Source organism: Streptomyces sp. NPDC097640 (genome assembly GCF_040302705.1).
Taxonomy (GTDB): domain Bacteria; phylum Actinomycetota; class Actinomycetes; order Streptomycetales; family Streptomycetaceae; genus Streptomyces.
In genome coordinates this window covers 1-24,846 of the sequence record NZ_JBEOSB010000006.1, presented here as the reverse complement: position 1 = coordinate 24,846, position 24,846 = coordinate 1, and the positions used below count along the sequence as shown (strand labels likewise).

Annotated in this window: 45 protein-coding genes; 41 read left to right on the top strand and 4 right to left on the bottom strand. The window is 69.0% G+C overall.

The genetic code is table 11. The features are described 5' to 3' along the window. Positions 1–46: 46 nt before the first annotated feature. Positions 47–1,318, bottom strand: coding sequence for a tyrosine-type recombinase/integrase (locus ABTY62_RS10695; protein ID WP_352129082.1), 1,272 nt, complete (start codon positions 1,316–1,318; stop codon positions 47–49). A gap of 390 nt (positions 1,319–1,708) precedes the next feature. Then, positions 1,709–2,185, bottom strand: a complete 477-nt coding sequence (locus ABTY62_RS10690; protein ID WP_352129081.1) for a hypothetical protein — start codon at positions 2,183–2,185, stop codon at positions 1,709–1,711. Positions 2,186–2,695: 510 nt separating this feature from the next. Between ABTY62_RS10690 and ABTY62_RS10685 the strand changes: the two genes are divergently transcribed. From ABTY62_RS10685 to ABTY62_RS10575, 23 genes are all read left to right on the top strand, one after another. Further along, positions 2,696–2,965 carry a helix-turn-helix transcriptional regulator gene (locus ABTY62_RS10685; RefSeq protein WP_352129080.1) on the top strand — a complete coding sequence of 90 codons (270 nt, stop codon included), beginning with the start codon at positions 2,696–2,698 and terminating at the stop codon, positions 2,963–2,965. 88 nt (positions 2,966–3,053) lie between these two features. Further along, entirely contained in the window at positions 3,054–3,482 is a 429-nt protein-coding gene (locus tag ABTY62_RS10680; protein ID WP_352129079.1) for a hypothetical protein, read from the top strand. Then, entirely contained in the window at positions 3,479–4,222 is a 744-nt protein-coding gene (locus ABTY62_RS10675; RefSeq protein WP_352129078.1) for a hypothetical protein, read from the top strand. The genes ABTY62_RS10680 and ABTY62_RS10675 overlap by 4 nt, the downstream gene beginning before the upstream one ends. Beyond that, positions 4,222–4,431, top strand: coding sequence for a hypothetical protein (locus ABTY62_RS10670; RefSeq protein WP_352129077.1), 210 nt, complete (start codon positions 4,222–4,224; stop codon positions 4,429–4,431). The genes ABTY62_RS10675 and ABTY62_RS10670 overlap by 1 nt, the downstream gene beginning before the upstream one ends. Beyond that, the gene (locus ABTY62_RS10665; protein WP_352129076.1) at positions 4,428–5,042 is read left to right on the top strand and encodes a hypothetical protein; all 615 of its coding nucleotides are present in this window, start codon (positions 4,428–4,430) and stop codon (positions 5,040–5,042) included. Before ABTY62_RS10670 ends, ABTY62_RS10665 begins: the two co-directional genes overlap by 4 nt. Then, on the top strand, positions 5,039–5,416 hold the full coding sequence (locus tag ABTY62_RS10660) for a DUF6197 family protein (protein ID WP_352129075.1): 378 nt from the start codon (positions 5,039–5,041) through the stop codon (positions 5,414–5,416). The genes ABTY62_RS10665 and ABTY62_RS10660 overlap by 4 nt, the downstream gene beginning before the upstream one ends. Further along, a complete protein-coding gene (locus ABTY62_RS10655) occupies positions 5,413–5,733 on the top strand; it encodes a hypothetical protein (protein WP_352129074.1) in 321 nt (106 codons plus the stop codon). The genes ABTY62_RS10660 and ABTY62_RS10655 overlap by 4 nt, the downstream gene beginning before the upstream one ends. After that, entirely contained in the window at positions 5,730–5,999 is a 270-nt protein-coding gene (locus ABTY62_RS10650; protein WP_352129073.1) for a hypothetical protein, read from the top strand. Before ABTY62_RS10655 ends, ABTY62_RS10650 begins: the two co-directional genes overlap by 4 nt. After that, on the top strand, positions 5,996–6,163 hold the full coding sequence (locus tag ABTY62_RS10645) for a hypothetical protein (protein WP_352129072.1): 168 nt from the start codon (positions 5,996–5,998) through the stop codon (positions 6,161–6,163). Before ABTY62_RS10650 ends, ABTY62_RS10645 begins: the two co-directional genes overlap by 4 nt. After that, positions 6,160–6,348: a hypothetical protein gene (locus ABTY62_RS10640; protein ID WP_352129071.1), complete on the top strand. Its 189-nt coding sequence runs from the start codon at positions 6,160–6,162 to the stop codon at positions 6,346–6,348. The genes ABTY62_RS10645 and ABTY62_RS10640 overlap by 4 nt, the downstream gene beginning before the upstream one ends. Next, positions 6,345–6,545 carry a hypothetical protein gene (locus ABTY62_RS10635; RefSeq protein WP_352129070.1) on the top strand — a complete coding sequence of 67 codons (201 nt, stop codon included), beginning with the start codon at positions 6,345–6,347 and terminating at the stop codon, positions 6,543–6,545. The genes ABTY62_RS10640 and ABTY62_RS10635 overlap by 4 nt, the downstream gene beginning before the upstream one ends. Then, a complete protein-coding gene (locus ABTY62_RS10630) occupies positions 6,542–7,015 on the top strand; it encodes a hypothetical protein (RefSeq protein ID WP_352129069.1) in 474 nt (157 codons plus the stop codon). Before ABTY62_RS10635 ends, ABTY62_RS10630 begins: the two co-directional genes overlap by 4 nt. After that, positions 7,015–7,653 carry a hypothetical protein gene (locus ABTY62_RS10625; RefSeq protein WP_352129068.1) on the top strand — a complete coding sequence of 213 codons (639 nt, stop codon included), beginning with the start codon at positions 7,015–7,017 and terminating at the stop codon, positions 7,651–7,653. Before ABTY62_RS10630 ends, ABTY62_RS10625 begins: the two co-directional genes overlap by 1 nt. Further along, on the top strand, positions 7,647–7,973 hold the full coding sequence (locus ABTY62_RS10620; protein WP_352129067.1) for a hypothetical protein: 327 nt from the start codon (positions 7,647–7,649) through the stop codon (positions 7,971–7,973). Before ABTY62_RS10625 ends, ABTY62_RS10620 begins: the two co-directional genes overlap by 7 nt. 107 nt (positions 7,974–8,080) lie before the next feature. Then, on the top strand, positions 8,081–8,617 hold the full coding sequence (locus tag ABTY62_RS10615; RefSeq protein ID WP_352129066.1) for an HNH endonuclease signature motif containing protein: 537 nt from the start codon (positions 8,081–8,083) through the stop codon (positions 8,615–8,617). 50 nt (positions 8,618–8,667) lie between these two features. Continuing rightward, positions 8,668–8,913, top strand: coding sequence for a hypothetical protein (locus ABTY62_RS10610; RefSeq protein WP_352129065.1), 246 nt, complete (start codon positions 8,668–8,670; stop codon positions 8,911–8,913). Positions 8,914–9,019: 106 nt separating this feature from the next. Further along, positions 9,020–9,856 (top strand): PD-(D/E)XK nuclease-like domain-containing protein, encoded by an 837-nt coding sequence (locus ABTY62_RS10605; protein WP_352129064.1) that lies wholly within the window; start codon positions 9,020–9,022, stop codon positions 9,854–9,856. 10 nt (positions 9,857–9,866) lie between these two features. Continuing rightward, the gene (locus tag ABTY62_RS10600; RefSeq protein WP_352129063.1) at positions 9,867–10,841 is read left to right on the top strand and encodes an ATP-binding protein; all 975 of its coding nucleotides are present in this window, start codon (positions 9,867–9,869) and stop codon (positions 10,839–10,841) included. Positions 10,842–10,916: 75 nt separating this feature from the next. Next, the gene (locus ABTY62_RS10595; protein WP_352129062.1) at positions 10,917–11,255 is read left to right on the top strand and encodes a hypothetical protein; all 339 of its coding nucleotides are present in this window, start codon (positions 10,917–10,919) and stop codon (positions 11,253–11,255) included. Next, positions 11,252–11,596 carry a hypothetical protein gene (locus ABTY62_RS10590; protein ID WP_352129061.1) on the top strand — a complete coding sequence of 115 codons (345 nt, stop codon included), beginning with the start codon at positions 11,252–11,254 and terminating at the stop codon, positions 11,594–11,596. Before ABTY62_RS10595 ends, ABTY62_RS10590 begins: the two co-directional genes overlap by 4 nt. Beyond that, positions 11,593–11,940 carry a hypothetical protein gene (locus ABTY62_RS10585; RefSeq protein WP_352129060.1) on the top strand — a complete coding sequence of 116 codons (348 nt, stop codon included), beginning with the start codon at positions 11,593–11,595 and terminating at the stop codon, positions 11,938–11,940. The genes ABTY62_RS10590 and ABTY62_RS10585 overlap by 4 nt, the downstream gene beginning before the upstream one ends. Further along, positions 11,937–12,179, top strand: coding sequence for a hypothetical protein (locus ABTY62_RS10580; protein ID WP_352129059.1), 243 nt, complete (start codon positions 11,937–11,939; stop codon positions 12,177–12,179). The genes ABTY62_RS10585 and ABTY62_RS10580 overlap by 4 nt, the downstream gene beginning before the upstream one ends. After that, on the top strand, positions 12,176–12,949 hold the full coding sequence (locus ABTY62_RS10575; RefSeq protein WP_352129058.1) for a helix-turn-helix domain-containing protein: 774 nt from the start codon (positions 12,176–12,178) through the stop codon (positions 12,947–12,949). Before ABTY62_RS10580 ends, ABTY62_RS10575 begins: the two co-directional genes overlap by 4 nt. 79 nt (positions 12,950–13,028) lie before the next feature. Here ABTY62_RS10575 and ABTY62_RS10570 read toward each other — a convergent pair whose 3' ends face one another. After that, positions 13,029–13,220: a hypothetical protein gene (locus tag ABTY62_RS10570; RefSeq protein WP_352129057.1), complete on the bottom strand. Its 192-nt coding sequence runs from the start codon at positions 13,218–13,220 to the stop codon at positions 13,029–13,031. 168 nt (positions 13,221–13,388) lie between these two features. On the opposite strand from ABTY62_RS10570, the gene ABTY62_RS10565 reads away from it, so the two are divergent. The 14 genes from ABTY62_RS10565 (at position 13,389) to ABTY62_RS10505 (ending at position 22,580) form a co-directional block, all read left to right on the top strand. Further along, the gene (locus ABTY62_RS10565) at positions 13,389–14,687 is read left to right on the top strand and encodes an HNH endonuclease (RefSeq protein WP_352129056.1); all 1,299 of its coding nucleotides are present in this window, start codon (positions 13,389–13,391) and stop codon (positions 14,685–14,687) included. Then, positions 14,687–15,790, top strand: coding sequence for a hypothetical protein (locus tag ABTY62_RS10560; RefSeq protein WP_352129055.1), 1,104 nt, complete (start codon positions 14,687–14,689; stop codon positions 15,788–15,790). Before ABTY62_RS10565 ends, ABTY62_RS10560 begins: the two co-directional genes overlap by 1 nt. Beyond that, the gene (locus tag ABTY62_RS10555; RefSeq protein WP_352129054.1) at positions 15,787–16,485 is read left to right on the top strand and encodes a zinc finger domain-containing protein; all 699 of its coding nucleotides are present in this window, start codon (positions 15,787–15,789) and stop codon (positions 16,483–16,485) included. The genes ABTY62_RS10560 and ABTY62_RS10555 overlap by 4 nt, the downstream gene beginning before the upstream one ends. Positions 16,486–16,768: 283 nt before the next feature. Next, positions 16,769–17,125, top strand: coding sequence for a zinc finger domain-containing protein (locus tag ABTY62_RS47495; protein WP_502997439.1), 357 nt, complete (start codon positions 16,769–16,771; stop codon positions 17,123–17,125). Then, the gene (locus ABTY62_RS10550; RefSeq protein WP_352129053.1) at positions 17,122–17,349 is read left to right on the top strand and encodes a hypothetical protein; all 228 of its coding nucleotides are present in this window, start codon (positions 17,122–17,124) and stop codon (positions 17,347–17,349) included. The genes ABTY62_RS47495 and ABTY62_RS10550 overlap by 4 nt, the downstream gene beginning before the upstream one ends. Positions 17,350–17,425: 76 nt before the next feature. After that, positions 17,426–19,156 carry a DNA cytosine methyltransferase gene (locus tag ABTY62_RS10545; RefSeq protein ID WP_352129052.1) on the top strand — a complete coding sequence of 577 codons (1,731 nt, stop codon included), beginning with the start codon at positions 17,426–17,428 and terminating at the stop codon, positions 19,154–19,156. Next, positions 19,153–19,338 carry a hypothetical protein gene (locus ABTY62_RS10540; protein ID WP_352129051.1) on the top strand — a complete coding sequence of 62 codons (186 nt, stop codon included), beginning with the start codon at positions 19,153–19,155 and terminating at the stop codon, positions 19,336–19,338. The genes ABTY62_RS10545 and ABTY62_RS10540 overlap by 4 nt, the downstream gene beginning before the upstream one ends. A 70-nt stretch (positions 19,339–19,408) precedes the next feature. After that, on the top strand, positions 19,409–19,792 hold the full coding sequence (locus tag ABTY62_RS10535; protein WP_352129050.1) for a hypothetical protein: 384 nt from the start codon (positions 19,409–19,411) through the stop codon (positions 19,790–19,792). Between the two features lie 95 nt (positions 19,793–19,887). Beyond that, a complete protein-coding gene (locus ABTY62_RS10530) occupies positions 19,888–20,268 on the top strand; it encodes a response regulator transcription factor (protein WP_352129049.1) in 381 nt (126 codons plus the stop codon). After that, on the top strand, positions 20,268–20,636 hold the full coding sequence (locus ABTY62_RS10525; protein ID WP_352129048.1) for a hypothetical protein: 369 nt from the start codon (positions 20,268–20,270) through the stop codon (positions 20,634–20,636). Before ABTY62_RS10530 ends, ABTY62_RS10525 begins: the two co-directional genes overlap by 1 nt. A gap of 94 nt (positions 20,637–20,730) precedes the next feature. Next, positions 20,731–20,976, top strand: coding sequence for a hypothetical protein (locus tag ABTY62_RS10520; RefSeq protein WP_352129047.1), 246 nt, complete (start codon positions 20,731–20,733; stop codon positions 20,974–20,976). A 57-nt stretch (positions 20,977–21,033) separates the two neighbouring features. Next, the gene (locus ABTY62_RS10515) at positions 21,034–21,408 is read left to right on the top strand and encodes a hypothetical protein (RefSeq protein ID WP_352129046.1); all 375 of its coding nucleotides are present in this window, start codon (positions 21,034–21,036) and stop codon (positions 21,406–21,408) included. A gap of 495 nt (positions 21,409–21,903) precedes the next feature. Then, positions 21,904–22,146 carry a DUF6354 family protein gene (locus ABTY62_RS10510; RefSeq protein WP_352129045.1) on the top strand — a complete coding sequence of 81 codons (243 nt, stop codon included), beginning with the start codon at positions 21,904–21,906 and terminating at the stop codon, positions 22,144–22,146. Then, complete coding sequence (locus ABTY62_RS10505; RefSeq protein ID WP_352129044.1) at positions 22,143–22,580, top strand: hypothetical protein; 438 nt, start codon at positions 22,143–22,145, stop codon at positions 22,578–22,580. Before ABTY62_RS10510 ends, ABTY62_RS10505 begins: the two co-directional genes overlap by 4 nt. Positions 22,581–22,629: 49 nt before the next feature. Here the strand turns inward: ABTY62_RS10505 and ABTY62_RS10500 are convergent, their stop codons facing one another. Next, on the bottom strand, positions 22,630–22,872 hold the full coding sequence (locus tag ABTY62_RS10500) for a hypothetical protein (RefSeq protein ID WP_352129043.1): 243 nt from the start codon (positions 22,870–22,872) through the stop codon (positions 22,630–22,632). Positions 22,873–23,039: 167 nt separating this feature from the next. Between ABTY62_RS10500 and ABTY62_RS10495 the strand changes: the two genes are divergently transcribed. From ABTY62_RS10495 to ABTY62_RS10480, 4 genes are all read left to right on the top strand, one after another. After that, positions 23,040–23,609 carry a hypothetical protein gene (locus tag ABTY62_RS10495; protein WP_352129042.1) on the top strand — a complete coding sequence of 190 codons (570 nt, stop codon included), beginning with the start codon at positions 23,040–23,042 and terminating at the stop codon, positions 23,607–23,609. Positions 23,610–23,630: 21 nt separating this feature from the next. Continuing rightward, positions 23,631–23,900, top strand: coding sequence for a hypothetical protein (locus ABTY62_RS10490; RefSeq protein ID WP_352129041.1), 270 nt, complete (start codon positions 23,631–23,633; stop codon positions 23,898–23,900). Positions 23,901–24,190: 290 nt separating this feature from the next. Then, complete coding sequence (locus ABTY62_RS10485) at positions 24,191–24,409, top strand: hypothetical protein (protein WP_352129040.1); 219 nt, start codon at positions 24,191–24,193, stop codon at positions 24,407–24,409. 116 nt (positions 24,410–24,525) lie between these two features. Beyond that, a complete protein-coding gene (locus ABTY62_RS10480) occupies positions 24,526–24,744 on the top strand; it encodes a hypothetical protein (RefSeq protein ID WP_352129039.1) in 219 nt (72 codons plus the stop codon). Positions 24,745–24,846: the final 102 nt, after the last annotated feature.

Sequence of the window (24,846 nt, the reverse complement as noted above, 5' to 3'; positions counted from 1 at the left end):
CAGTTCGTCGTGATCCACTCCTCTGGGGAGTGCCTGGGGAGATCTTTTAAGTTTCCCTCTTGAGCCACGCGTTCATGGCGTCCCTGCCGCGGCCATCCGCCTCCGGCATCATGTGCGCGTAGATCTTCAACGTGATCGACGCATCGCCATGCCCGAGCCAGTTCGACACTGACACGATCGACTCCCGCGCGTCCAGCCAGACCGAGGCCGCAGTGTGCCGCAGCGCGTGGAAGCCCTCTTCCCGAGCCTCCGCGTACTTCCAGACAGCACGCTGACTCTTGCCTTGCCGAACCTGCACCGGGGGCGCGATGACCCCTGCAGTGGCCAGCGCTGGCTTCCACTCACGGTCATTGAAGGAGTCGCGGCGCACGGCTCCGCCCCGCGTGCCCGTCACAATCAGCTCGAACGTCTGCGGAGCCCGCTCCTTCGCCTCTCGGTCCGTCGCCGGAGGCCGCGGATCCTTCCACGGCAGAGTGACCTTCTTCGCAGGGAAGGCTTCCAGGTGCGCCCGCAGCCGCTCCAGCAACTCAGGCGGCGCGGGCGCCGTGCGGGTCTTGCCGCCCTTGGGCAGAGCGAAGACGAGCTTTGCCCCGACCTTCTTCACCTGCCGCCGCACGTGGATCACCTGCTTGGCCTCGTCGATGTCCTCGACCGCCAGGCCGAACACCTCGGACTGTCGCAGGCCGGCGCTGACCCCGAGGTCGACCAGGATCCGGAGACGGGGTTTCAAGCCCGCCTGCACCGCGGCGACCCGCTCACGGCTCCACGCTCGCGGCTTCCGTTCGGGGCGCCTCGGCAGCTTGATGCTCTTGGACGTCTTGCAGTAGTTCTTGGTGATCCGCTCGTCGTCGACAGCGGCCTGCAGGATCGACGAGAGGTAGCCCCACGCCTCGTGAATGGTCCCCGGTGCGATCGTGTCTTCGAGGTGCTTGAGCAGGGCGCGCAGCTGCGGTGTCTTGATGCTGTTGAGTGGGAGCGATCCCAGGCGAGGCAGCAGGTGCGTCCAGACCCGGCCCCTGATGGTATTCAGCGTTGCCACGTCGCCGCCCTTGCTCGGCCACCACTCCTCTTCGACGTAGGTCCGGAAGAGGATCTGGCCCCGGCGCGCGTCGACGAACTCGCCCAGCTTCGACTCGTGTTCAGCCTTGGCCTTCCAGGCGTTCGCGTCAGCGAGCTTCTCGAACGATCTGTCACGCACTCCCGGGATACCGGCGACCCGGTACCGCTTGCCCTTGCCGTACCGGGCTGTCTGCCGTCGTTTACCAGTTTCGGGGTCGGGGCGTTTGGTCAGCCAGCGGTCCTCGATGTAGCCCGGCATGGAACTCCCTCAGCTCCGGCGAGGCCATGCTCACGACCTCACCCTTCCACAACTGGAACCACTGTCCCCCAGCAAGGAGCTGCCGGACGGCGGAGTTGAGGCCAGCGACCCCTTCAGGGAGGAACAAGCCGCGACAAAGCTTGAACTTGATACTGCCGCGGCGTTCCTCGACCTCGACGGGGTCTTCGAACGTGAGTTCGTCATCGTATGTGTAGTGAGCCTTGAGCATCCCGCACCCCCTGGTGACGCGGGGGTGTGGGGAAGCCCCCGAGGCGGATGTGATTGGAGACGGCAACTTACCCTCGAGGCAGGGGCATTACAACACTCTGTAGACGATTCGGATCGGAAACGGGACGAAGAGCATGTCGGTTGCTCCGGTGGGAAAGCCGACTACTCGTCCTCAATCTGCTCGGACGCCTCGATCATCGCGCGCCATCGCCGCTTCTCCCGGGGGTTCATCCCTGCGAGGTGCGCCACGATCACTCGGACGTCGTCGTCATAGCCTGCGAGCTCGGTGGCTTGGTACTCGAGGAACTGAATGGCGGCAGCTCGCTGGACGACTCGAACCGGCTTGCGCAGGGCTGTGGCGAGCGCGTGCAGGCGCCCAGGTGTAGGGGCTGTCGAAACTCCGTTGGTGGCGAGTTTCTGTACGTAAGCCTTGGACAGGGGCTGGCCTGTCGTGGGGTCGATGGCTCGGTCGGCGAGTTGCTGGTAGGAGACGCCGGAGTCGTTGGCCTCGCGGATGAGGCGGCTTAGTTCGTCACGGTCCATGTCGTGAGCCGCCTCGGGGAGAGGGGCGCGGTTGGTCTCGCCGCGTCCGAGGTCGGGGGCCGGAGCCTCCATGGGGGTCCCTTCCATCTCTTCCAAGTGGGTTGTCTCTCGTTCCGTGCGGCCTGTCTATGAAAAGTCGCAGGCCAGGCCGTACAACCATTCCCCGTCGTGGACGAATCGTCTACGGATCAGGCTACTGAAGCAAGGACCTCGGGGAAACTTCACATCAAGCCGTCCTGATCCATGGACGATTCGTCTCTGGGATGGTTCACTGTTCTCAAGCGAAGACAGAACGTCCCAATGGAGATCCGTTGAGCGTGCGATATGCAGTCCGTGACCCCGAGATCCTGAGATGGGTAATGGATCATCCTGGGCGCGGCATTCCGTACACCGTCCGCTCCCTGGCGGCCGCCATAGGCCTAAGCCGCTCGCTGGTGGGTCACCTGCTCAGTGGTGAGCGCAAGGACTGCGACAGCGAGGCCGCCCACGCCATCGCGGGGGCCCTTGGCGTCGCTGTGCTGGTCCTTTTCATGCCTCCAGCGTCTCCAGATCCGAACGATTCGTCTACAGATCTGCAATCCCCCGCCTAGAAGAGGAAGGGTTCCTGTGTCCAGCAAGCCGAAGAAGGCTCCGCCCGGATGCCTCTTGATGGCCGACGCCGCCGACTACCTCGGGTACGAGATCAGCACCCTGCGCAAGTGGCGGAACGTGAGGAAGACCGGACCGGCAAGTTTCAAGGCCGGCGGGAAGGTCGTCTACCGCATTGCTGTCCTCGACGCCTGGCTCGCTGCCGAAGAAGCCGCCGACCCTCACAGCAACCCGGCGCTGAACCCGGCGAACGCCCCGATCGAGCCGCGTCTCGCCACCGCCGCCTAGAGCGGCATGTGGCCCTACCCCGGGCTTCCACACACCGGAGCAGGGCCTCGGATCCACCCCCATCATCCCTGGAAGGAAGGGCATCACCGTGCCTGACATCATCCCATCCGCATCAGGGGGCGAACAGCGCCCCACCCCCGACACGTTCGATCAGCTGACCGTTGACCTGCCGCGCGTCGCGCCGTTCCGGGCGATGTTCCTGGAGGCGCTGGAGACGCTGCTGCGGGACCGCCCGCGCGGTTTCTCTGCGGCGGACATCGGCTGGCTGGCGTGGCAGTCGCTGCCGGAGTCGCTGCACGACGAGGCGATGGAGCGGTTCTTCTACCGCGAGTGGCTGGAGCTGGAGAACAAGGACAAGGCCATGGCCCGCTTCGAGCGGGAGCAGTCGACCCGCACCAAGCTGTCGGCGGTCCTGGACGACTACGAGACCTGCCTGGTGCTGGACACCGAGGTGACCCCGGACCTGGTGGCCGCGATGGCTACCCTGGCCCGCACCCTGCTCGGGGGCGCGCGATGACGAACTCCGAGCGCCTGACCCCGGCCGAGATGCTGCAGTTCCTCGGCGCCCACGCCAACAACCCGCCGTACATCCCCGAGCGCGACGACGAGCCCGAGGTGCCCGCCCCGCTGTCGCCGGAGCGCGAGGTGCCGATCTGCACCCAAGAAGCCGCTCGTGCTGCCGGACTGGACATCGCCCCGAGCCCGGCCGAGCTCGCTGCGTGCGCGGAGACGATCGTCCGCACCTGGGGCCACCGGCCAGCGGAGCCCGACGACGAGGTCGCGAGCACGGCGGACGCTGGAGCGCAACTGGCCCGCGCGGTACTGCTGCTGCTGGCCGAGCTGGACCGGGTCCGGGCCAAGCGCGACCGCGCGACCCGCGCCTTCGACGCGCTGTTGGGGCGGCACGGCAAAGTCAAATCCGAGCGCGACGAGCTGAACCGTGCGCTGGCCGAGACCACCGACGATCGGGACCGCGCGCAGGAAGCGGCCGACAAGCTCGCCTACGCCATCGCCCCCATCGAGGTCATCGGCGAGCACTCGGGCGGGAACTGCCCGTGGACGAACGCCCTCGACGTCGCCGCCCAAGGGGCCACCGAGTACGGCATCCGTGCCTCCGATGGCGAGGTGATGCTGTCGGGCAACGCGAGGGATCGGGCCGAGCAGGAGGCCCGCCTGTCCCGCTACCGCGACTGCTGGCCTGACGCGGTGCTGGTGCAGCGCACCGTCCGCCACGGCGAGTGGACGGAGGTGCGGTGATGGCCACGACGACTCCCCCCTCGATTGCCGCCCTCGATGTGCCTGCCGATGCGCTGAGCACCGCGCTGCTTCTCGACTCGCTGCAGCAGGACCAGCCCGTCACTGACGGCCGGTTCGCCGAGCAGCGCCACTTCCTCGACGCCGACCCCGACACGTGCGTGCCGCTGCCCGGCATCCCCCACCCCAAGACTCCTGGGAGGACCGCATGACCGAGTATCCCGAGATCGCCGAGCGGTTCGCCCGCGACATCGCAGGCCACCAGATGACCGTCCTCCACGACGAAGGGCTCTACCGGCACCTGCGGTTCATGGCGCCGCGCTCGTCCGAGTTCTGGTTTGAGCTGGTCACCTGGCCCGGCAGCCTCACCATCCGCGGCGACTACGGCGGCCCCCACACCTTCAGCCGCCTGGATGACATGTTCCAGTTCTTCCGCGCGGACCGCCGCTGGGGCATCAACCCGCACTACTGGGCGGAGAAGCTGGGCCGGGACGGCGGTCGACGCTCGGTCAAGGAGTACTCGGAGAGCCTGCTCCGCCAGCGAGTCGTGGAGCAGTTCGTCGAAGACGCCCGTTGGAACGGTGGTGTCCCGGCGGGCTCCGGCAAGGCGCTCCGCACCTGGGTCCTCGACGAGGACCTGAGCGACGAGCACCGCGCCCGCAACGTCCTGGAGGACTTCGCCCACCAGGGCTACGAGTTCGAGGACGTGTGGGAGTGGGACTTCCACGACTACCGGCCCGACTTCCTGTGGGCCTGCCACGCGATCGTGTGGGGCATCGCCCAGTACGACGCCGCCCGCAAGCCCGAGGCGGTGGCGTCGTGAACGCCAATCCTGCCGCCGTGTACCTGAAGGCCGCCGACATCGTCCGCAGCAACGGCCACAACAAGGGCGCTTACTTCACCCGGCCCGAGACCGGTGTCGGCATCGACCTGGCTCCGAGTGAGTGCCCCGTGTGCATCGCAGGCGCCGTGTCGCTGGCCATGTTCGGTTGGCCCGTCCCGAGTGGCGAGGAGGGGCGCCGGGAGGAGTTCGACGCGACCACACGAAGGCTGGTCGAACTCATGGACGTCGAGGGCGATCCGCTGCTGGAGCCCGTCGGTCGCCTCGCTGCCTGGAACGACATGCCAGAGCGCACGGTCGAAGACGTGATCGCCGCACTGGAGCAGGCCGCACGCGAGGCGGTGAGGGCAGCGTGAACCCCACAGGCCGTATCCGCCGCTCCTCGGCCGGGTCTCGCCGCCACCACGTGGCCTACCTGCCATTCAAGATCCGCACACTGGTGCCGGACGCCGCGAGCATCCTCATCACCCCGCTGCCGGACGCCGACACCATCCGCGACGTCACCATCTACGACCGCGCCGGCCGACCACTCACCCCTCAGCCCGAGGTCTTGGCGCATCTGCTGGGCCTGCTGCAGGCCGCCCACCCCGAAGCCGACTGGACACGGTCACTTCGGTGGCAGGCCGACGGCAACGTCTTCAGGCCTGTCGAGCTGACGGTAGGTGCGGCGTGAGCGCCCGGGATGAGCGGCGTCGTCGGCTCGCCGGGATCGCGGACTGCGAGCACAAGGCATGGATGCCGTCGTCGCCCGAGAACCTGAAGGACAAGAGGACTCTCGGTGAGCGCATCGTCGATGCCCTGCTCGCCGAAGGCGTGGCCTGCCGCGCCGAGGTGCTGCGCGAGGCCGCCGAACTCGGCCGTGAGTTGAGCCGCCAGGGTTACAGCGCCCAGGAGATCGCCAAGAAGCTCGACCGCATGGCCGACGGCGGTGCCGCGTGAACGCCCCGCTGATGGTCGACCCGGTGCTGTTCATCCTCCTGGTCCTGGTCATCGCCGACCTCACCGACGCCCTGGATTCGTGCAGGACGAACGTCGAGGCCGAGCAGGCGTCGCACGCCGCCTACCGGCTCACCAACCCGCCCCGGAAGGGGGTGGCGGCGTGAGCGGCCTCATCATCCCGATCCTCACCTGCGACGGAACCCACAACGGCGAGGTGTGCGACGCGGAGTACGGCGGCGACCCGGACGTCCCGTCGCTCGCCAAGCTCCGGGAAACCGCAAGCGCCGAAGGCTGGATGACAGGCGACGACAGGGACTACTGCCCCGGGTGCAAGCGGAGGCTCCGGTGACCTTCGACGTTGTCGCCGCCCTCCGCAACCCCGACATCAGCATCGCCGACCTGGAGGACATGCGGGACCGGGCCCTCGGCCGCCCCTACGTGAGCGAGGTCGGCAGGGCCATCGCCGAGGCGGCACAAGCCGAGATCGACCGCCGGGCCGCCCAGCGAGCCAGCCACCGAATCCAACACCCCAAGGGGGACCAATGACTCTTCCGCACGACCCGTACATCACGGCCGTCTTCGACGCTCTCACCCTCGCCGGCTTCAACCCCGCCGACGCCTTCACCGACGACTCCGACACCAGCGGCAGCCACTGCTTCCTGCGCGCCGTCATCACCCTCGAGCCCGACGCCTCCGGCATCGAACCCCGGCGATGGCCGCATGGCCTGATCCTCATCTGGGAGTGGCACACCGGCATCGAGGCCGCCGACGGCGAACCCGAGCGCGGCCCGTCCTGGGAGTGGGCCCGTCTGGTCGACTCCCACGGCCAGTGCGGTGAGCGCGAGGCCCTCACGGCGGTCGGCTATGCCTCGCCGGCCTACGTGGTGGAGAGCCTCCGCGCACTCATCGAGCGCCGCAACCAGTCGACACCTGCCGAACTGTGGGAGCGCGCCACGGAGCTGGACGCGGCGGGCGAGGGGTGGGCCGCCGCTGAGGCCCGGAAGGCGGGCGAGTGATGAGCGACCCCGTCGGCTACTACTGCGACCACTCCGACGAACCCATGGACGAGCGCACCCACCACGAATGGGACCTCGTGGACTACGAAGGATGGGTCTTCCAGCACAAGCCCGAGACGATCAGCGCCCACATCGGAACGCAGGACTACCTGACCCCCGAGCAGCAGAAGCAGCGCTGCCCCCGCGCCGTGGCCGTCTACACCGCCGGCGTCGTGGAGCAGGCCCGCACCTGGGCCGTCGAGCTGGAAAACCAGGTCGCACGGCTGACGGACGAACTGGCCAAGTACGACGGCAAGGAACCCACCGTCGCCGAAGAGATGCGGTACCTCAACGACTGCCTCAACGCCGTACACCACCTGTGCGACGAAGCCAAGAAGCGGGGCATCACCTCCGGCGGCACCTTCACCGTCGAAGCCGTCGAGAAGGCTGCCGACGGCCAGCGCCCCGACAACCCCGACGACAACCGCCGCCGCATCTACCTCGACGGTAAAGGCCACGCCTGGATCAGCGTCGCCACGGACACTGATGGCGCCGAGTACATCGCCCCCATCGACAGCGCCTGGGTCGACGAGGGCAAGCCGACCGGCGCGGTCCGCGCCGAGACCGGCAGCCTGCGCGAGATCGGCAGGACATGGTGACCCTCCACCCCTCCGGCCTGCGCGACACCGGCACTCACCGCCGCCTCAGCCCCGCCGAACAGCGCGACCTCCAGGCCCGACTCGCCACCCGCGAGCAGCAGCTCGACGACATCGCCTTCGACTACTGCGACCTCAAACAGCGCTACGAGGCCGCGGTCGCCGAGATCCGCCGGCTCCAGCAACAGCACATCGACGACACGGTCCGCGCGGACCGCCTCCACCGGGACCTCCAGAACGTCCGGCCCCGCATCACCGCCACCCCCGCCGAGGCGCCGCGGCCCACCGCGCCCGACAGCGTGCCCCTGCCGCACGCCGCCTGACCGCCCGCGCCCCGCCGCATGACACCGGGCGGCGGGGCGCGGGATCCAAGTCCAGGGCGCCCGCCCGTCCACAGCAGGCGGGCCGCCAACTAGCCAGGAAGCATGACATGGAATCTACGAAGCGAACATGTGAGCTCCCGGATACGGCCCTCGCCGAACGTCTGGCTCGCAGCACCAACAAGACCGACACCTGCTGGACCTGGACCGGCGAAATCACGCCCAAGGGCTACGGAGTACTACAGGTCAACGGAAGGCGGGTGCTCGCGCACCGGGCTTCCTACGAAGCGCACGTTGGCCCCGTTCCCGAAGGCCTCGTGATCGACCACGTCTGCCATGACAAGAGCTGCATCGCCGGGGACGCCTGCCCGCATCGCCGCTGCATCAACCCGGCGCATCTCCAACCGGTGACCAACGCGGTCAACATCCTCCGCGGCGTCGGAGTCGGCGCGGTGAATGCCCAGAAGACCCACTGCATCCGCGGCCACGAGTTCACCCCAGAGAACATCCTGCGCCAACCCCCCAACTGGCCAGGCGGCCCCGACCGCCGTTCTTGCCGCACGTGTCGACGCGAGCAGAACCGCGAAGCCATGAGGGCTCGCCGCGCCAGGACCAGGGCGCAACCTGAGCCGCTCGCGGACGCCTGACCTCACCACCAGCCCGCACGGCCACCCACCCACCACGAACGGAGCACACCATGCAGACCGCACCCACCATCCCTGCCGAAACCGCCAACCACGTCCTCTGGCACTACGGCCACGGCGGCTACCAGGCAGGCACCTTCACCCAACACCTCATCAGCGCACTCGCCACCGCCGACATGGACAACAAAGCCAAGCTCGCCACCGCCTACCCCGACTACGCCGCCGCCGTCATCGCCATCGAATACGACCGGGACGGCGTCACCAACCTCCAGCGCATCGCCCGCGGGGAAGCAGCATGAGCCCCATCACCTGCCCCTGTGGCGACACCGCCGGCCCGTTCGTCCGCGTCGAAGGCCGCCTCATCTGCGAAGACTGCGCCGACGAGCAGCCGAAGGGCGGGCAGCGGTGAGCACCACGACCGAGGCGCCGGCCGAGGTGATGCCCGGCGTCTACGAAATAACCGCCGAGCTGTACCACAGCGACCCGGTCCCCGGCGGCAGTCTCTCCTCCACCGGCGCCCGCACCCTCGCCAGCAAGTGCCCGGCCGCGTTCAAGTACCGGCTCGACAACCCCGAGCCGTACAAGCAGGTCTTCGAGCTCGGCACCGCCGCCCACAAGCTCGTCCTCGACGACGGCCCCGAACTCGTCCTCGTTGACGCCGAACGCTGGGACACCAAAGCCGTCAAAGCGGAAGTCGCGGCCATACGCGCCGAAGGCAAGATCCCGCTCAAGCGGGCCGCCCTCGAGCAGGTCCACGCCATGGCCGCCGCCATACGCAACCACGCCGAAGCAGCAGAACTCCTCGAACCCGGAAGCGGCCTCGCCGAACAGTCCCTTTTCTGGCAAGAGGACGGCATATGGCGCCGTGCCCGCCTCGACTTCCTCCGCCACAACGGCCAGATCGTCGACTACAAGACCACCAAGTCCGCCAATCCCATCGACCTGCCCAAGACCGTTCACGACTGCGGCTACCACCAACAGCAGGAGTGGTACCTCGACGGCGGCATCTCCCTCGACGTCATAGACCTCGGGCAGCCCTTCCAGTTCGTGTTCCAGGAGAAAGAGCCGCCCTACCTGGTCACGGTCACCACCTGCGACCCGACCGCCCGCGGCATCGGCCGCCACCTCAACGACCGGGCCCTCTACACCTACGCCCGCTGCATCGAAACCGGCGAATGGCCCGGCTACCTCGAAGCACCTCTCACGCCGCTCCCCGCCTGGGTCGAGCGCCAGTACGCCTAGGAGCAGCCACATGAACCAGCAGCTTGGCCAGCCCGTCCGCGCAGGCCGTCAGCAGCAGCCGGCCAACGAGTACGACGAGGGCGGCTTCGTCTTCCGGCCCGCCACCAAGGACAAGGCCAAGGCCCGCATCGCCATCCAGGGCGTGTCCGGCTCCGGCAAGACCTGGACGTCGCTGTCTACGGCGCACGGCCTCGCCGAAGGACAGCGGTTCGCCGTCATCGACACCGAACGCGGAGCCGCATCCCTGTACGTCGGCATCAACGGCATCCAGTTCGACGTCCTCCAGATGCACCGCTACGACCCGCGCGACCTCGTCAAGGCGCTGGCCGCCGCCGCACAGGCCGGATACGGCGTCGTCCTCGTCGACTCCCTGTCGCACTTCTGGAAGGGCACCGACGGAACCCTCGAGCAGGTCGAGAAGGCCAAGTCGAAGTACGGAGGCAACAGCTTCGCGGGCTGGAAGGACGGCACCCCCATGCAGAACGACATGATCGACGCCCTCCTGTCCTATCCCGGTCACGTCGTCGTCACGATGCGCTCCCACACCGAGTGGGTCCTGCAGAAAAACGAGCGCGGCTACACCGAGCCCACCGCCATGGGAATGCGCGCTGAACAGCGCAAGGGCGTCGAGTACGAGTTCGGCCTCGTCGCCTCTATGGACATCAACAACACGCTCACCGTGCTGAAGTCTCGCTGCCCCGCCCTCCACAAGAAGGTCATCCAGGAGCCGACCGGCGCGATCGACATCGCCAAGCCCCTCCTCGACTGGCTCAACGACGGAGCCGAAACCGTCGATACCTCGGCCTGGATCGACGCAGCCACGGCCGACGACGCGACCCCCGAGAGCCTCCTCGCCACATATCGCGAGGTCGAGTCTCACGGCGCCCTGGCCACCCCGTTCCTGCACCCGCAGACGGGCCAGCCGACGAGCCTCGGCGCCTACATCAAGGAGCGCGGCACCGCCCTCAAGAACGCCGCCGCCTAACCGGCATTGGGGCCGCCCCGCCGGAATCGGGGCGGCCCACCCCTCCACGGAACCACACCCGGAAGGACACCCGCCATGACTGTTTCGCTCTGCAAGCACGGCTTCCCCTGCCAGCCGCCGCACGGCTCGATCTTCCGGCCCGGCAACTGCACCGGATGCGGCATCACCTACAACCAGCACCAGGCCGAACTGCTTCGCCAGGAAGAGGCACTGATCATCGGCAGCTCCTACGACGGCCAGTGCCGCGACTGCAACCGGCAGAAGCGGCTGTTCCGCTGGCAGCCGCCCGCCCAGCCCTGGGACGAGCCCGGTGTCGAGAAGCCCGTCACGTTCCTCTGCATGCACTGCTACAACGCCGCCGTCGACGCCAACAACGCGCTGGTCGACAGCCTCTTCGAGGAGGCTGCCCGGTGACCGCGCTCCCGAAGGTCGGCCGCTGCCAGCACTGCCAGCAGATCCGGCCTGTCTTCCGCTACGACGCCAAGTTCGACAACGACGAACCCATCTGGGACACGCCCTGCCCGGAGTTCTGGATCGCCCAGGGCACGTGGCTGTGCGCCCGCGACTACAGCGCCGCCGAGACCGCCCGCGTCAACGGGCTCACCTTCCACGTCGAGCACGACCTCGAGGTGTGGCCGTGGAAGGCCGCCAAGCCCCGCCTGTTCACGCCGGACGGCGAGGTGCTGACCCAGGCCGACGAGGACCTGAAGACCTGCGAGGCCATCCTCGCCCTCACCGAGGAGGCCGCGTCATGACCGAAACGGTGCAGCCCGCCTTCGACGGCATGCCCGAACCCGAGACCCCCGCCGCCCGGCCCCGGTCCGAGGACTACGAGACCTGGATCGCCGCCGTCCGCCCCGCCTTCGAAGCCGCAGCCGCCACCGGTCGCACCTTCACCACGTTCGAGATAGCCGACGCCAACCGGCTCCCGGACCCGCCCCGCCCTCAGGCTCATTGGGGGCGGCTCATGACCCTCCTCAAGGACGAGGGCTGGATCCGCACCGTGAGCTGGGCCTGCTCCGACCGGCCCACCGCCCACCACAGCGGAGTGAGGACCTGGCGCGGCACCCGAGCCGCCCAGCAAGGCAGGGCCGCATGAGCCCCGCCCTCGCCTTCGCGCTCATCGTCGCCGCAGGGGCCCTCGCAGGCTGGGCCGCCACCCGGGCCATCCGTGCATACCACCGCCGCCAGGCCGCCGACCGCATCATCCGCGCACGCGACCGCGCCCGACTCCCCGACGAAATGCACCCCCTCGGCCGCGATCCCCGCTGGGCACGCCAAACCCTCAACGACATCCACCAACTACCCACCACCACCCGCGAACGGGGGAACCAGTGACCACCACAACCCGCACCCGCCACTCCCGGGGATGCCCCTGCGACCTGTGCGCCCGCCAGCGTCGGCGCAACAAGAAGCAACGCGAACTCAACCGCCACCTCGGCGTCGCCAACAGGCTCGACCCCACCCTCGCCCGCCAGCACCTCGCCAAGCTGCGCCAGACCATGAGCTGGGTCCACATCGCCGAGATCAGCGGATGCAGCGCCGCCCACCTCCGCAATATCGCCGTCGGCCGCATGCCGCAAATCAACCGCCAGACCCACGAAAAGATCATGGCAGTGCAGCCTGCGGAGCGGCGAGACAGCGGCTTCTACATCGACGCCACCGGATCCATCCGCCGCGTCCGAGCCCTCATGGCCATCGGCCACAGCCAACACGCCATCGCCGACGCAGCCGAAACAGCCACCTGCCGCATCTGGCTCCTCGCACAAGGCCAGCCGACCATGCGCCAGAAACTCGCCGACAAGATCGAGCAGGCATACAAACAGCTCGCCCACACCCCAGGCACATCCACCCGCGCACGATCAATGGCCGCGGCCGGCGACTGGCGTGACCCCCTCTGGTGGGAGGACATGGGCGGCATCGACGACCCCCAGGCGCCCGAACACGACATCCCCACACCGCGCTTCATCGAGATCGGCGAGAACGCCCTCGAGCTCGAAGCCCAGGGCTACAGCCGCCAGCACGCGGCCCAGAGGCTCGGCGTCACCGTCAGCACCCTCGAGACCAACATCCGCCGCTACCGCCAGTCACTCGAACAAGCCGCCTAGCCCGGCCGGCCCGCACGCCAGCCGCACACGACAAAGCCCCGCCACACGGCGGGGCAAGGAGGGGAGAGGACCGATGAGGTCAGGACTCGGGGGCCAGCTCGGCCGCCGGCCGCTTCGGGAGTGTCGCCTTCGGGCGACGCAGGTACCAGGCGATGAACTCGCGGATGAGGCGCGACCGCTCCCGCTCCCCGACGAGCGCGCCGAACTCGTCCCAGTCCTCCTTGGGGATCCGGACGGGGCGCGCGGTGGTGTGGGTCTCCTTCGCGGTCATGCCAGGAGCCTAGCGCGTGTATGCACACGCGCGCCAGGCAAGACGTTGCCGTGTACGTACACGAGGGGTAGGGTCGTGTACGTACACGAGAGCGCCAAGCCGCCGCTCCTGTGCAGTCTTTCGCGCCCACAGATTGCCCCCTTCAGAACGATCAAAGGACATCCCCGAATGGCCGTCTCGAAGCGCCTTCGCTACGAAATCCTGCGCAGGGACAACCACACCTGCAGGTACTGCGGCGCGACCGCCCCCGACGTCCCCCTGCGCGTCGACCACGTCACCCCCGTCGCGCTCGGCGGAAGCGACGAGCCGTCGAATCTCGTCACCGCATGCCAGGACTGCAACAGTGGGAAGACCTCGAGCACTGTCGACTCGGCCACCGTCGCCGATGTCGCCGACGATGCCCTCCGCTGGGCCGCCGCCATGAAACAGGCCGCCGAAAAGCTGCGAGAGCAGGAGACCCCCAAGCTCGAGTACCGCGACGCCTTCCTTGCCGAGTGGAACCGCTGGCACGTCGGCAAAGACGAGACGAAGAAGGTGCCGCTCCCCAACGACTGGAAGCAGGCCATGGACCGCTTCCGCGTCGCTGGCATCCCCACCTGGATGTGGGCCGACATCGTCGACATCAGCATGGCCAACGAGAAGGTCAAACCCGAGAACACCTTCCGCTACTGCTGCGGCATCGCCTGGAACAAGGTCACCGAGCTCCAAGCCGAAGCGCGACGAATCGTCGGCGCTCAACCGACTACCGAGCCAGTGGCGCCCCCCTCCTCCGCGCTAGTTGCTGCGGTGGTCGAAGCCTGGCGTGAAGAGGCTGGCGAGGACATCGCGGCCGAGCAGGAGACGCAGATGGCCTCCAGTGTGATCGACGCAATGACCGACGAACTGGAACCGGAGGAAATCCTCAAGGCCGCCAGGTATGCAGCGTGGTTCGGTTCCTCTGCGATCAACGACGGTTTGAGCCATGTCGAAGCCGACAAGCGTGCCGTAGAGGCCATGCGCTGGGAGCACGCTTGGCACTCCTCGTGCGGTACCTACCCGTCCGAGGAGGAAACGGCGGCCTTCGAGCAGTTCCGCGATGCTCTGCTGAACGCCGGGGTGAGCGAGCAACTGCGGGCCACAGCCGCAGCTGTGGCTGGCTACTCCCTCTCCTGTGTTCCCCACTTCGGTATTCGCTCGGAGGCATTGAAGGCCGCAGGCATCAACGGCAAGAGGCAGACCGCAGAGGACTACTGGGCTCGAGCATTCGCCGGAACAGCGGCCCGATGGCCCACAACCGAAGAGCGACGGAAGTTCAATGCGCAACTCGACCGTCTCACCGACGACGGTGGCTACCTCATCTTTGACGCCAACGCCGCTGCCGTAGCAGCAGGCGCCGCTCAAGAAGCGGATCTCTACTGGAACATCCCTCGACAACTGTCTGCCCTCTTCGCGGCCAGCAAGCCCGTGCTGCCGGGCGGTGAAAACTGATGGCCCGCATCCGCTCGATCAAGCCCGAGCTCCGCACCTCCATCACGGTGTCCATGTGGCCGCGTGAGGTCCGCTACTTCTTCGTCCTCATCTGGGGCTACCTCGACGACTACGGCCGCGGTGTCGACGACGAGATGCTCATCGCCTCCGACTGCTTCCCGAGGGACCGCGACATCACCCCGGAGCGAGTCGACGACTGGCTCGAGCTGATCGCCGATTCAGGCCCGCTGTGCCGCTACGAGGTCGACGGTCGCAACTACCTGCACGCACCGAACTGGCGTGAGCACCAGAAGCCGTCACACCCAACGCGGTCGAAGGTCCCGCCATGTCCCGAGGACGAGCCGGACGACTTCAAGAAGTGGCGGGAGATCAATCCCCAGCGCCTCCCGAAACGCTCGCGAAAGTCTCGTGAGGGATTCCAGAAGATCCCCGAGGCTCCCGCAGGACCCTCCGGGAGCCTCTCCGGAGGCCCTTCCGGAGCCACATTCAGTGACTCGGTACATGACAAGGAACGCGCAGCGGACGGAGGCACGGTCAGTCCGGCCGCCCGCGAAGAAACCACAGGTCAGGGCAGCTTTTGTGACGCTCCCGAATCCCTCCCGAATCCCTCCGGAGACGTTCCGGAGCATTTCGTCCCTGAGCTAGGGAGCAAGGGAGCTAGGGAGCAAGGGAGCAAGGGAGAGGGGGGTGTGGGGGGAAACGGCCCTCGAGCCATCGAGCGGTCGTCAACTCCGCCGGCCTCCCGGCCTGACGGCCGACCCCCTCTCACCGGACTGCCCGACGACTTCGCTCTCACCGACACCATGCGCAGCTGGGCCCGCAACACCTATCCGCGCGTCGACGTCGACCACGAGACCCGGAAGTTCATCTCGCACCACCGCGGCGAAGAGACCCGCAAGCGCAACTGGTACGAGGCATGGAAGCGGTGGATCGCCGACGGCAACGCGTACCTGATCAAGCACGGCCAGCCCACCGCCCTCCCCGTTGCTGCTGGCGCGGAGAACGTCGTGGACTTCGCCGCCCGCCGCCCCTCGACCGCCGACCAGCGGGCCACCGCCGCCCTCGCCGTGGCCGCCGAACTTGCCGCAGAGGAGAACCAGTGAACCCGTCCGAAGCTGCCCAACTCCTGGCGCACTGCGCCGCATTCGACAACCGAACCGTTGGCAAGGCCGACTCTCGGGCTTGGGCCGCGGCACTGCACGACGTGCCGCTCGACGCTGACGCCCTGGCCGCTGTCGCTCGCTTCTACGGCACGCCGTCCGAGAAGCCGGGCGAGCGCCTGTGGATCCAGCCGCACAACGTCAAGGCTCACCGGCTGGCACTGCGTCGAGAGCGTCTCGGGGCGACGCTGCCTGCTTACGAACCGCCGCCGGGGCTTGAGACGGGATCCGACTTCATCTCCCGCCGCCGAGCCCAGCTTGAGGCGGTCGCCACGGGCCGAATGTCTGGCGCGCCGGTCGGCGAGCTGGAGGGCGGCCCGCATCCGTCGGTGGCCAAGCGCCTGAACGAGATGTTGGGGCGCGTCGGTCGTGAGGTGCCTGGCGAGGATCCGGAGGTGGCGGAGGTTCGCCGGCCTGGCCCGCTGGGCGTGAAGTGCCCGAAGTGTTCGGCGGCGATAGGCCGACCGTGCCGAACGCCGGGCGGCAAGGAGCGGGCGACGCATCCGGCGCGCGGTAAGCCCCCGACCGATGCGGAGGCTGAGGCGCTGGAGGTCGAGCGCCGCCGTGAGGTGTCGCGCCGCCACCTGGCTCGACTGGAGGGCGGAGCGGAGATCGTCGGGCCGGGTGATGCGTCGTGACTGGTGACTGGGAGCCCGGGGTCGACGACATCGCGGCGATGCGGCGGGAGAACGGTGGCCGGGACATGCGGGCGTTTCTGCGGCAGCAGATTGCCGAAGGCCAAGCCCGCCGCGGATCGCCGAAACCGGCTGAACCGTCGCGGCCTCCCGGTCACAGACCCGGCGCATGGCCTGTCGGCACCAGCCCGCCGAGCCCCCGGCCACAGGTTGCGACTGACGCCCAGTGGGCGCAGGCCGTGGACGACTACCGGGCTGGCCGCGGATCCGACAACGACCCGTGCGAATGCGGCACCTGCCCGCCACCCAACAAGACCCGCAAGGAGACCCGATGACCCGTATCCCTGCCGCCCCGATGCCCAACGAGATCCGTCATGGCCTGCGCGCTGTTCAGCATCCGGCCCGAGCCGTGGAGTGTCCGCACTGCGGGGCGCACGAGCACCGGCCGTGCACGACGGTCTCCGGTCGGCGTCGTATGCCGCAGCCGCATCCTGCCCGCGTCTCGGCCTGGGTGCGCACTGTCGCTGTCTGTCCGGAGTGCCAGGTCGAGCCGGGTGTGCCGTGCCACCTCGACGGGCGGGAGCTCCGCGATGGGGCTGTGCACCCGCGGCGTGAGGTTGAGGCGCGGGAGGTGGCCGCGTGAGCCCGCTGGAGCGCCTGCTGGCGGAGGAGTTGCCGACTGGGACGTTCGGCGACGCGCGGCCCGCGAAGACGCAGCCAGTGTCCCGCCAGAAGGCCCCGGCACCGCGCGGCCCGGACCCGCTCGCCGCCCAGCACTGTGCTGAGCTCCTCGCCGCCCTCAGCGGGTCCCGGAAGGTTCGGCGCCACCTCCACGCCGTGCCCGCAGCCGCCGAGGAGGCCGCGTGACCACCACCCGCCACCTCACCGCCTACTCCGACATTCACGCCCGCCGCGCCCAGCGGCACGACAGGAAGGCCGCCTGATGTACCAGCACGACAACGACGCTTTGACCGTCATGGACTGGTTCTGCGGGGCCGGAGGCTCCAGCCAGGGAGCCCACGCAGTTCCGGGCGTGCGGGTCACCCGCGCCGCCAACCACTGGGAGCGCGCGATCGAGTCCCACGCCGCGAACTTCCCCGAGACTGACCACTACCGCGGCGACATCCGCCAGGCCCCCGTGTGGGCGTGGCCCGTCACCGACATCTTCTGGGCCTCCCCGGAGTGCACCAACTGGTCGGTGGCGAAGGGCAAGAAGCGGGACTTCATCAACGCCATGCAGGGCGACCTGCTCGACCTGTACGCGGAGATGGAGCAGCAAAAGTTCGAGGCGGATGACGACGGCGGACCGTCCCTCGAAGAGGAGTCCCGGGCGCTCATGGAGGAGGTGCCGCTGTACCTGCGCGGCGTCATAGAGCGCGGCGGCCTCGTCAAGGCTGGGGTGGTCGAGAACGTGGTCGACGTCCGAGCCTGGGACGAGTGGGACCGGTGGATCGGAGAGATCCACAAGATGGGCTATCGGACCCGGATCATCGCCCTGAACAGCATGCACGCCAACCCGCGCAGCGTGCACAAGGCGCCGCAGTCCCGCGACCGGCTGTACGTCGGCTACTGGCACGAGTCCATCGGCCGCACCCCGGACTGGGACAAGTGGCTGCGGCCCCGCGCCTGGTGCGATCCGTGCGGTGAATGGGTGCAGGCCGTCCAGGCATGGAAGCGCCCCGGTGTCGACATGGGCCGGTATCGCCAGCAGTACGTGTACCGGTGCCCGAGCACCGCGTGCCGCAACAACGTGGTCGAGCCGGAGGCGCTGCCCGCGCTGGCGGCGATCGACTGGTCCATCCCCGGGCAGCGCATCGGTGACCGCGCCAAACCGCTCGCCGCCAAGACTCTGGCCCGGATCCAGGCTGGGCTGGAGCGGTTCGCCCGCCCGGTGCCGATGATGGTCCCGGCCGGCGGCACGTGGCGGAACGACGCAACCAGCGCCCTCGACCCGATGCCGACCCGCACCACCCGTGAGAACGACGCGCTCGCGATCCCGCCGCTGATGATCCCCGTTGAAGGGCGGGACGGGAAAGAGGCGCTGTCGGCGAACCTGCCGCTGCGCACCCAGACCACACGCAACGAGACCGGCCTGGCGTGGCTGCCGTTCATCGCCGAGTTGCGCGGCGGCGGGTCGGTGGCCCGCTCGGTGTCGGAGGCCCTCGCCACGGTCACCGCGTCCGGCAACCACCACGGGCTCGTCACCCCTGACGTCCCCGCGTTCGTCATGCGGAACAACGGGTCCAAGGGCAACGGCGGCGAGCACTGCACCCCTGCCGCCGAGCCATTTCGCACCATGACGACGACCGGGCACCAGTCCCTCATCACCTGGGAGCACCTCCTCGTCCCGTACTACGGCAACGGCACCGCCCGTCCTGTCACGGAGCCGATCGGGGCCCTGACCACCCGGGACCGGTACGCCCTGGTCCACGGCAAGCCCGCCATCGAGGACGTGTGCTTCAGGATGCTCGAGCCGCACGAGATCGGCCGCGCCATGAGCTTCGCCGACGACTACACGGTCCTGGGCAGCAAGCGGGAGCGGGTCCGCCAGTACGGAAACGCGGTCACCCCGAACGCCGCCGAGGTCCTGCTGTGCGCCCTCGTCGAAGCCATCACCGGCGAGGAGATCAGTCGGTACGCCGAGCCATCCCCGGAGTTGGGTGTGGCCGCGTGACCTCCGACGCGTACCTGATCATCCTGTGCGACCACCCGGGCTGCGAGTGCCCCGAAGCGCATTGGCCGGTCCGGTTCGAGCCGCACACCCACCGCGAACTCCGCCGCCTGCTCAAGAAGCACCGCGGCTGGCGGCGGACCCGGGACGGGCGGGACATCTGCCCCGAACACCCCGCCGCCTGACGGACGTGTCGCCCCCGGGGCTAGCGGGGGCGACACGGCCCGATCCCACCACACCTTGGAGGAAACGACCATGAGTGACCACGTTCAGCACACCTGGCTCCTCACCCGCGACGACGGCGACGAGATCAGCATCGACCTGTGGACCGACGGATACAGCGTCCGTGTCGACGGCGGTGACGGCGAAGCATGCGAGGCCGGCCACAAGAGCGTCGAGGAGCTGCTGGAGAAGTACACCGCGGCCGGCTACCGGATCGAGCGGAACTACGCGGTCAACGACCCCGAGCCACGCGACGACGTGCTGGAGGACGACGACCCCGAGCCGCACGGCCGGCCCGAGAAGTGCCCCGAATGCGGCGCCCCCGTCGAGTACGAGCCTCGCTACAGCGACGACTTCCGTGAGGGTGCGGCGTGGCTGTGTACCGGCTGCAAGTGGGGCCAGTGGCTCACCGCATGACCCGCACGACGGCCGCCCGCGGGCAGTGCGGGCGGCCGTCAGCCCCAGATCCCACCACATCCCCTCGCACGCTGAATGACGGACAGGAGAACCCGATGGCCGACCAGTCCCCGGCCGCCCTGCTGCGGGCCGCCGCCGAGAAGCCGGACGCCGAAGTGTCGCTGACCGACAACGAGCTGGCAGTCCTGCGGGGCGCGGCGGATGGCGAGACCTACGCCGAGACAGCCCGCCGGATCTTCCTCACCGAGAAGTCTGTGTCCAACGTGGCGATCCGCGTCATGCGGAAGCTCGACGCCAAGACCATGGCCCAGGCCGTGCATCTCGCCCACCAGGCGGGCCTGCTGCGGAGGGAGCGGCACGGGGATCACGCGGGCTACACGGCGCATCTTCGTCGCGGGGAGCGGCCGTGCGGGCCGTGCCGGCTGGGGGAGCGGGCGTACCGCAACGCCCAGCGGGCCGGGCGGGAGGCGGCGTGATGGATGACCGCCACGTCCGCGCACTGGACCGGGCGCACGCTCTGGCTGAGGAGTGGTCGGGCGACCAGTCGCCGATCACTCGGGCTAAGGCGGCCGAGTTGTTGATGGAGGTGCTGCAACTCGACGGCTGGACGGTGAGCGAGCCGCGGCTGGCGTTGCGGGCCGTACCGGATCCCGAGCCCCTCAGCGCCCGTCTGCGGCCCGTTCCCGCCGTGAAGGCTCCCGAGCCCCGTTGCGGGGCTCCACGGCCCCTCTGGGCGACTCGCGGCACCCGGACGCCGCCCAGGGTCCGCGACACCCTCAACGGCCCGCGGGCGCCCGCACAGCCCCTCCAACTGCCCCCGTGCAGCTCACCCTCGCCGCCGTGACCTTGCCCGTCCCGATCCCATCCCGCCGCCGGCGCGGCCGACGCGTCCACGACCTGCCCGACATCGCCAACTACACGCCGAGGGAGACCCACCGATGAGCCCGATGAAGTCGCCAGTGCCCGAGCCGACACCCGACCAGATTGAGCTGATCATGATGCAGCTCCTCAAGGCCGCCCGAAGCGTCAAGGCCCACACCGACGAGCGGGCCCTCATCCGCATCGGCAAGCGCGCCGGATACCTGTGGGCCCACCGCGGCTGCCCCTGGAAGGGCTCCTTCAACTTTCTCACCAGTCAGAGGTGCATCCACTGCGGCGCACCCCGCCCCACAGTCCAGCCGTAACCACCACGGCCCGGCCGCCGTCCACGTGGCCGGGCCCCAACCACCGGAGACCACCCGATGACTGACACCAGCCCCGCCGACCAGATCCGCGCCGCCGCCGAGAAACTGCGCGCCCTCGCCACCGCCGCAGCCAAGGACAGCGGCAGCCCCGACTGGATCGCCACCCGCCACTTCCCCGACCAGCCCGACGCCACCTTCACCACCCTCTGGACCGACAGCCACACCGTCCTCATGCGCGGAGGCGGCAGGCACCGGGCGCCCTACGTCCATGCCCCGGTCGGCGACTACATCGCCGCCATGGGCCCGACCGCCGGCCTCGCCATCGCCGCCTGGCTCGACAGCGCAGCCGAGGACGCCGAGCAGATCGGCGCCGATCCGCACGCGCTCGCCGTTGCCCGCCAGCTGCTGGGCGAGGAGTCCGGCCGTGCGTGAACTCGCCGCGGCTGCCGTGCTGCTCGCCGCCGGGTACGCCCTCGGCCGCTGGCGCCCCGCCCGCCGCGCCTCCGACTGGGCTAACTGGAAGAAGTACCGCCCTGTCTTGAACGGGGTTCGTTGGCCCCGGGGGAACGGAGCCAGTGGCCCCACCCCCTCGAACGGCCAGACGACCGTTCACCCGCGCCTCGGACGGCCTCTTCTCGCTGGCTGCGCTTGTGCGCGGACCACCGACGGCCCGCCAGTCGAACACCTGGCGGAGCCAAAACAACTCGGCGGGGTGGGGCCTGGTGAACCCGGCGGAGACAACCGCCCATCCGCGCGCCGCCACGGGCCCGTCTGGTGGGCCGTCTGGCTCGTCCTCTCGGCCGAGAACATCGCGTGGCTGATCACTCACCCGATCCAGGGCTCCCGCGCCTGGCGGCACCGTCACGACGCGCTCCCGCCCCGTAGTGCACCCCTCCGCTTCCGTAGCATCACCGACCAGGAGAACCGATGACCGACACCACCCCGGCCCCCGCGGTCGGGCAGATCTGGCAGGACAACGACCCGCGTGGCCACGGCCGTCGCATCCGGATCGTCGAGGTCGGCGACACGCACGCCGTCGTCGTGCTGCACCAGCCCCGCCTGCCCGTGAGCAGCGCCAAGCCCGGCCGCCGGACCCGTATCCGCCTCGACCGGTTCCGGCCCACCAGCACCGGCTACAGGTACGTCGGCCAGGACGGAGGCGACCAGTGACCGGACAGCCCCCGTACCGCGCCTTGCTGGCCCGCCTGGAGGAGGAGCGGGCCAAGAGCCTCCGCAACGCCCCGCTGTGCACCGCGCCCGAGGCGCGGCTCGTCAACGAGGGCATGGCCGCCGCCCACCGCATCGACGCCGTCCACGTGCTCGCCGTGTTCGAGGGGCCGGAGGCGGCGGCAGCGTACATGCGGGGCGAGGCTGTGGAACTGGCCGCAGCCGGTGTTGCAGACGCCGCAACACCGGCCGGCGAGGCCCGCCCTGGCCGTGCGGTTCTGTTCGTCACCGTGGACGCCCCCGACGATGCGCACGCCGTCCGTTGGGCTGGGATCCTCCGCGATCTGGTCCACGCCGAACACGGCGACACCATGCGCCTGCACACCGCCATCGAGCTGGAGACGGAGAACAACCCGCTCGACATCCCACCCGCCTGACCCCGGACGTGCGTGAGCCGCACCTGGTGGGGTGCGGCTCCGGTGGGGGTCAGGCGTCCGGCTGGGTGGGGCGCTCTCGCTCTTCGCGTTCTCGCTGCTCGCGGGCTGCGATGACGATGTCACGGTCCGGGCGGGTGGGCAGTTTGGCGCCGGGCTCGCGGATGTACCAGTCGATCAACTCGCGGATGACCGTGGCGCGCTCCGTTCCCATGGCCTTCGCGGCGGCGTCGAAGTCGTACCAGGTGTCGCCGATGCGGATCTGGCGAGCGGGTGTCTTCGGCGCGTTCGGCATGCGTGAACCGTATCGGGCTGTAGCTACAGGCTTCAAAGTGGGCCCCTCTCTACGTGTAGCTACGGATCCCTGGTGGGTGTAGCTACAAAATCTTGTCTCGGCGACTTGCGGTGTAGCTACACCCACCGTAAGGTGTAGCTACACCCCGAGGCAAGCAGGGAGAGACCGTGAGTGTGATGACCGAGAACAAGACCGAGACGTTCGAGGGCGTCGACTTCAGCAACGTGCACGAGGGCGACCGGCTCCAGTTCATCACCCGAGAGACCGGGTTCAACGGACGCGGCCTGTACTCGCGCACCGGCACGGTCACCAAGGTCACCGCGAAGACGGTCCAGGTCGACTGTGGCCGGGACAGTTGGAAGAGGACCGCCGTCCTGCGCCGAGCCGACTGGCACTCCCGCGACGTCCGCAGGGTCGTCACCGAGCGGCCCGCCCGTCGGCCGTACAACGCCGAGCACGTGCAGATCGTGGACCAGGGCCTCGTCATGACCGCGCTGTACATCCCCGACCCGGAGCAGGCCAAGGACCCGGCGCACGTGTTGGAGAACATCCTGGACTGCCGGTACGAGAACGTTGAGGTGGTCGCCACGGCCACGCGGCACTTCAAGAGCGAGGGTGCGGCCGTATCTGGGTGGGTCATCGCCAGCGGCAACGACTACGGCAGCGAGGGATACCCCAACAAGCGCGACATGCGCAAAGCCCTGGACATCACCATCGCCGACTACTTCACCCGCTGACCCAGGAACGAGGAACCGGCCATGCGCGAATACGGCATCTTCAGCGAAGAGGGCGGCGGCTGCATCTACGCCCCGTGCTACTCCCCCCAGGAGGCGGAGGCCGAGCGGCAGCGCCTGATCACTGTGGACGGCGAGGACGCCGACGACCTGACCGTGCGCGAACTGTGCTTGGACCACGAGGAGCAGCCGAAGGACAGCTGCGAGGAGTGCGCCGACGAGGGCTGTGGAGCGATCGACCCCGAGGACCTGGACGCGTGCGGCGAGTGCTCTGACTGCACCGGACAGAGCTGACCATGAGTGGCCCGCGCGCCTGTGACTCGTGCAGCGGCGACACGGCATTCGAGCGTCGGGTCCGCTGCACGCGCTGCGGCGGACAGGTGCACCGGACGTGCCGAGACGTCGAACGCATCTGCTGGTACTGCCGCTGGATCGAAGCCCGACGCCGAGGGGAGCGGCCGGAAGCGCCGCGCCCGACTCGGCCGAACCCCTTCGAGGGTGACTGACCCCCACCCACCTACCGCGTCCGGCCTTCGGGCCGGGCCTTCACCCACCACCGCCAACCGCAACACAGGGAGACCGACGTGGCCGTGCTCAACCTCGACGAGAGCAAGCAGTATGCGACCGACTACTCCACCGATGGTGGTCGAACTTGGGTCGCTGAAAGCTCCGGTCACTGCTCCGCGATGGTCGTCGCCGAAGTCCTTCACGCCGACGAGCTCGGCCTTCCCGTCGAGGTGAACGGCCCCATCGTCACCATCTGTGACGGGAACGGCGTCACCCGCTGGACCCCCACCTCCTGACCCTGCCCGGCCTTTTGTGCGACACCGAGCGGGGGCAAGCACCAGCCTCCGCCGAGCCAAGCTGAAACTCCTTCACCACCGGCCAACCGCACCGCCAACCCGCATAGGAGATTGCAATGAGCCGAGCCATGGACCGCATCCGCCGCGAGGCGATGGAGGAGTACGGAGACGCCCCCGCAACCGCGATCGAGGCGCTGAACCACGTCCTCGCTGTCTTCGCCGACGCGCCCGACAGCCGCATGGTCCTGGAGGCCACCAATGGCATCTACGGCGACGGTGTCCGTACCGGTCTCACCATGGGTGACCTGCGCGCCCTCCGTGCCCAGCTCGCCTAACCCGGTCTGTTTCTAGCGGGGTGAAGTAGAGCCGGTAGGGCGGTGGTTTTGGAGACCACTGGTTCGGCGGTGGGAATGAGAGCCACCTGGTGTGATGGTGTG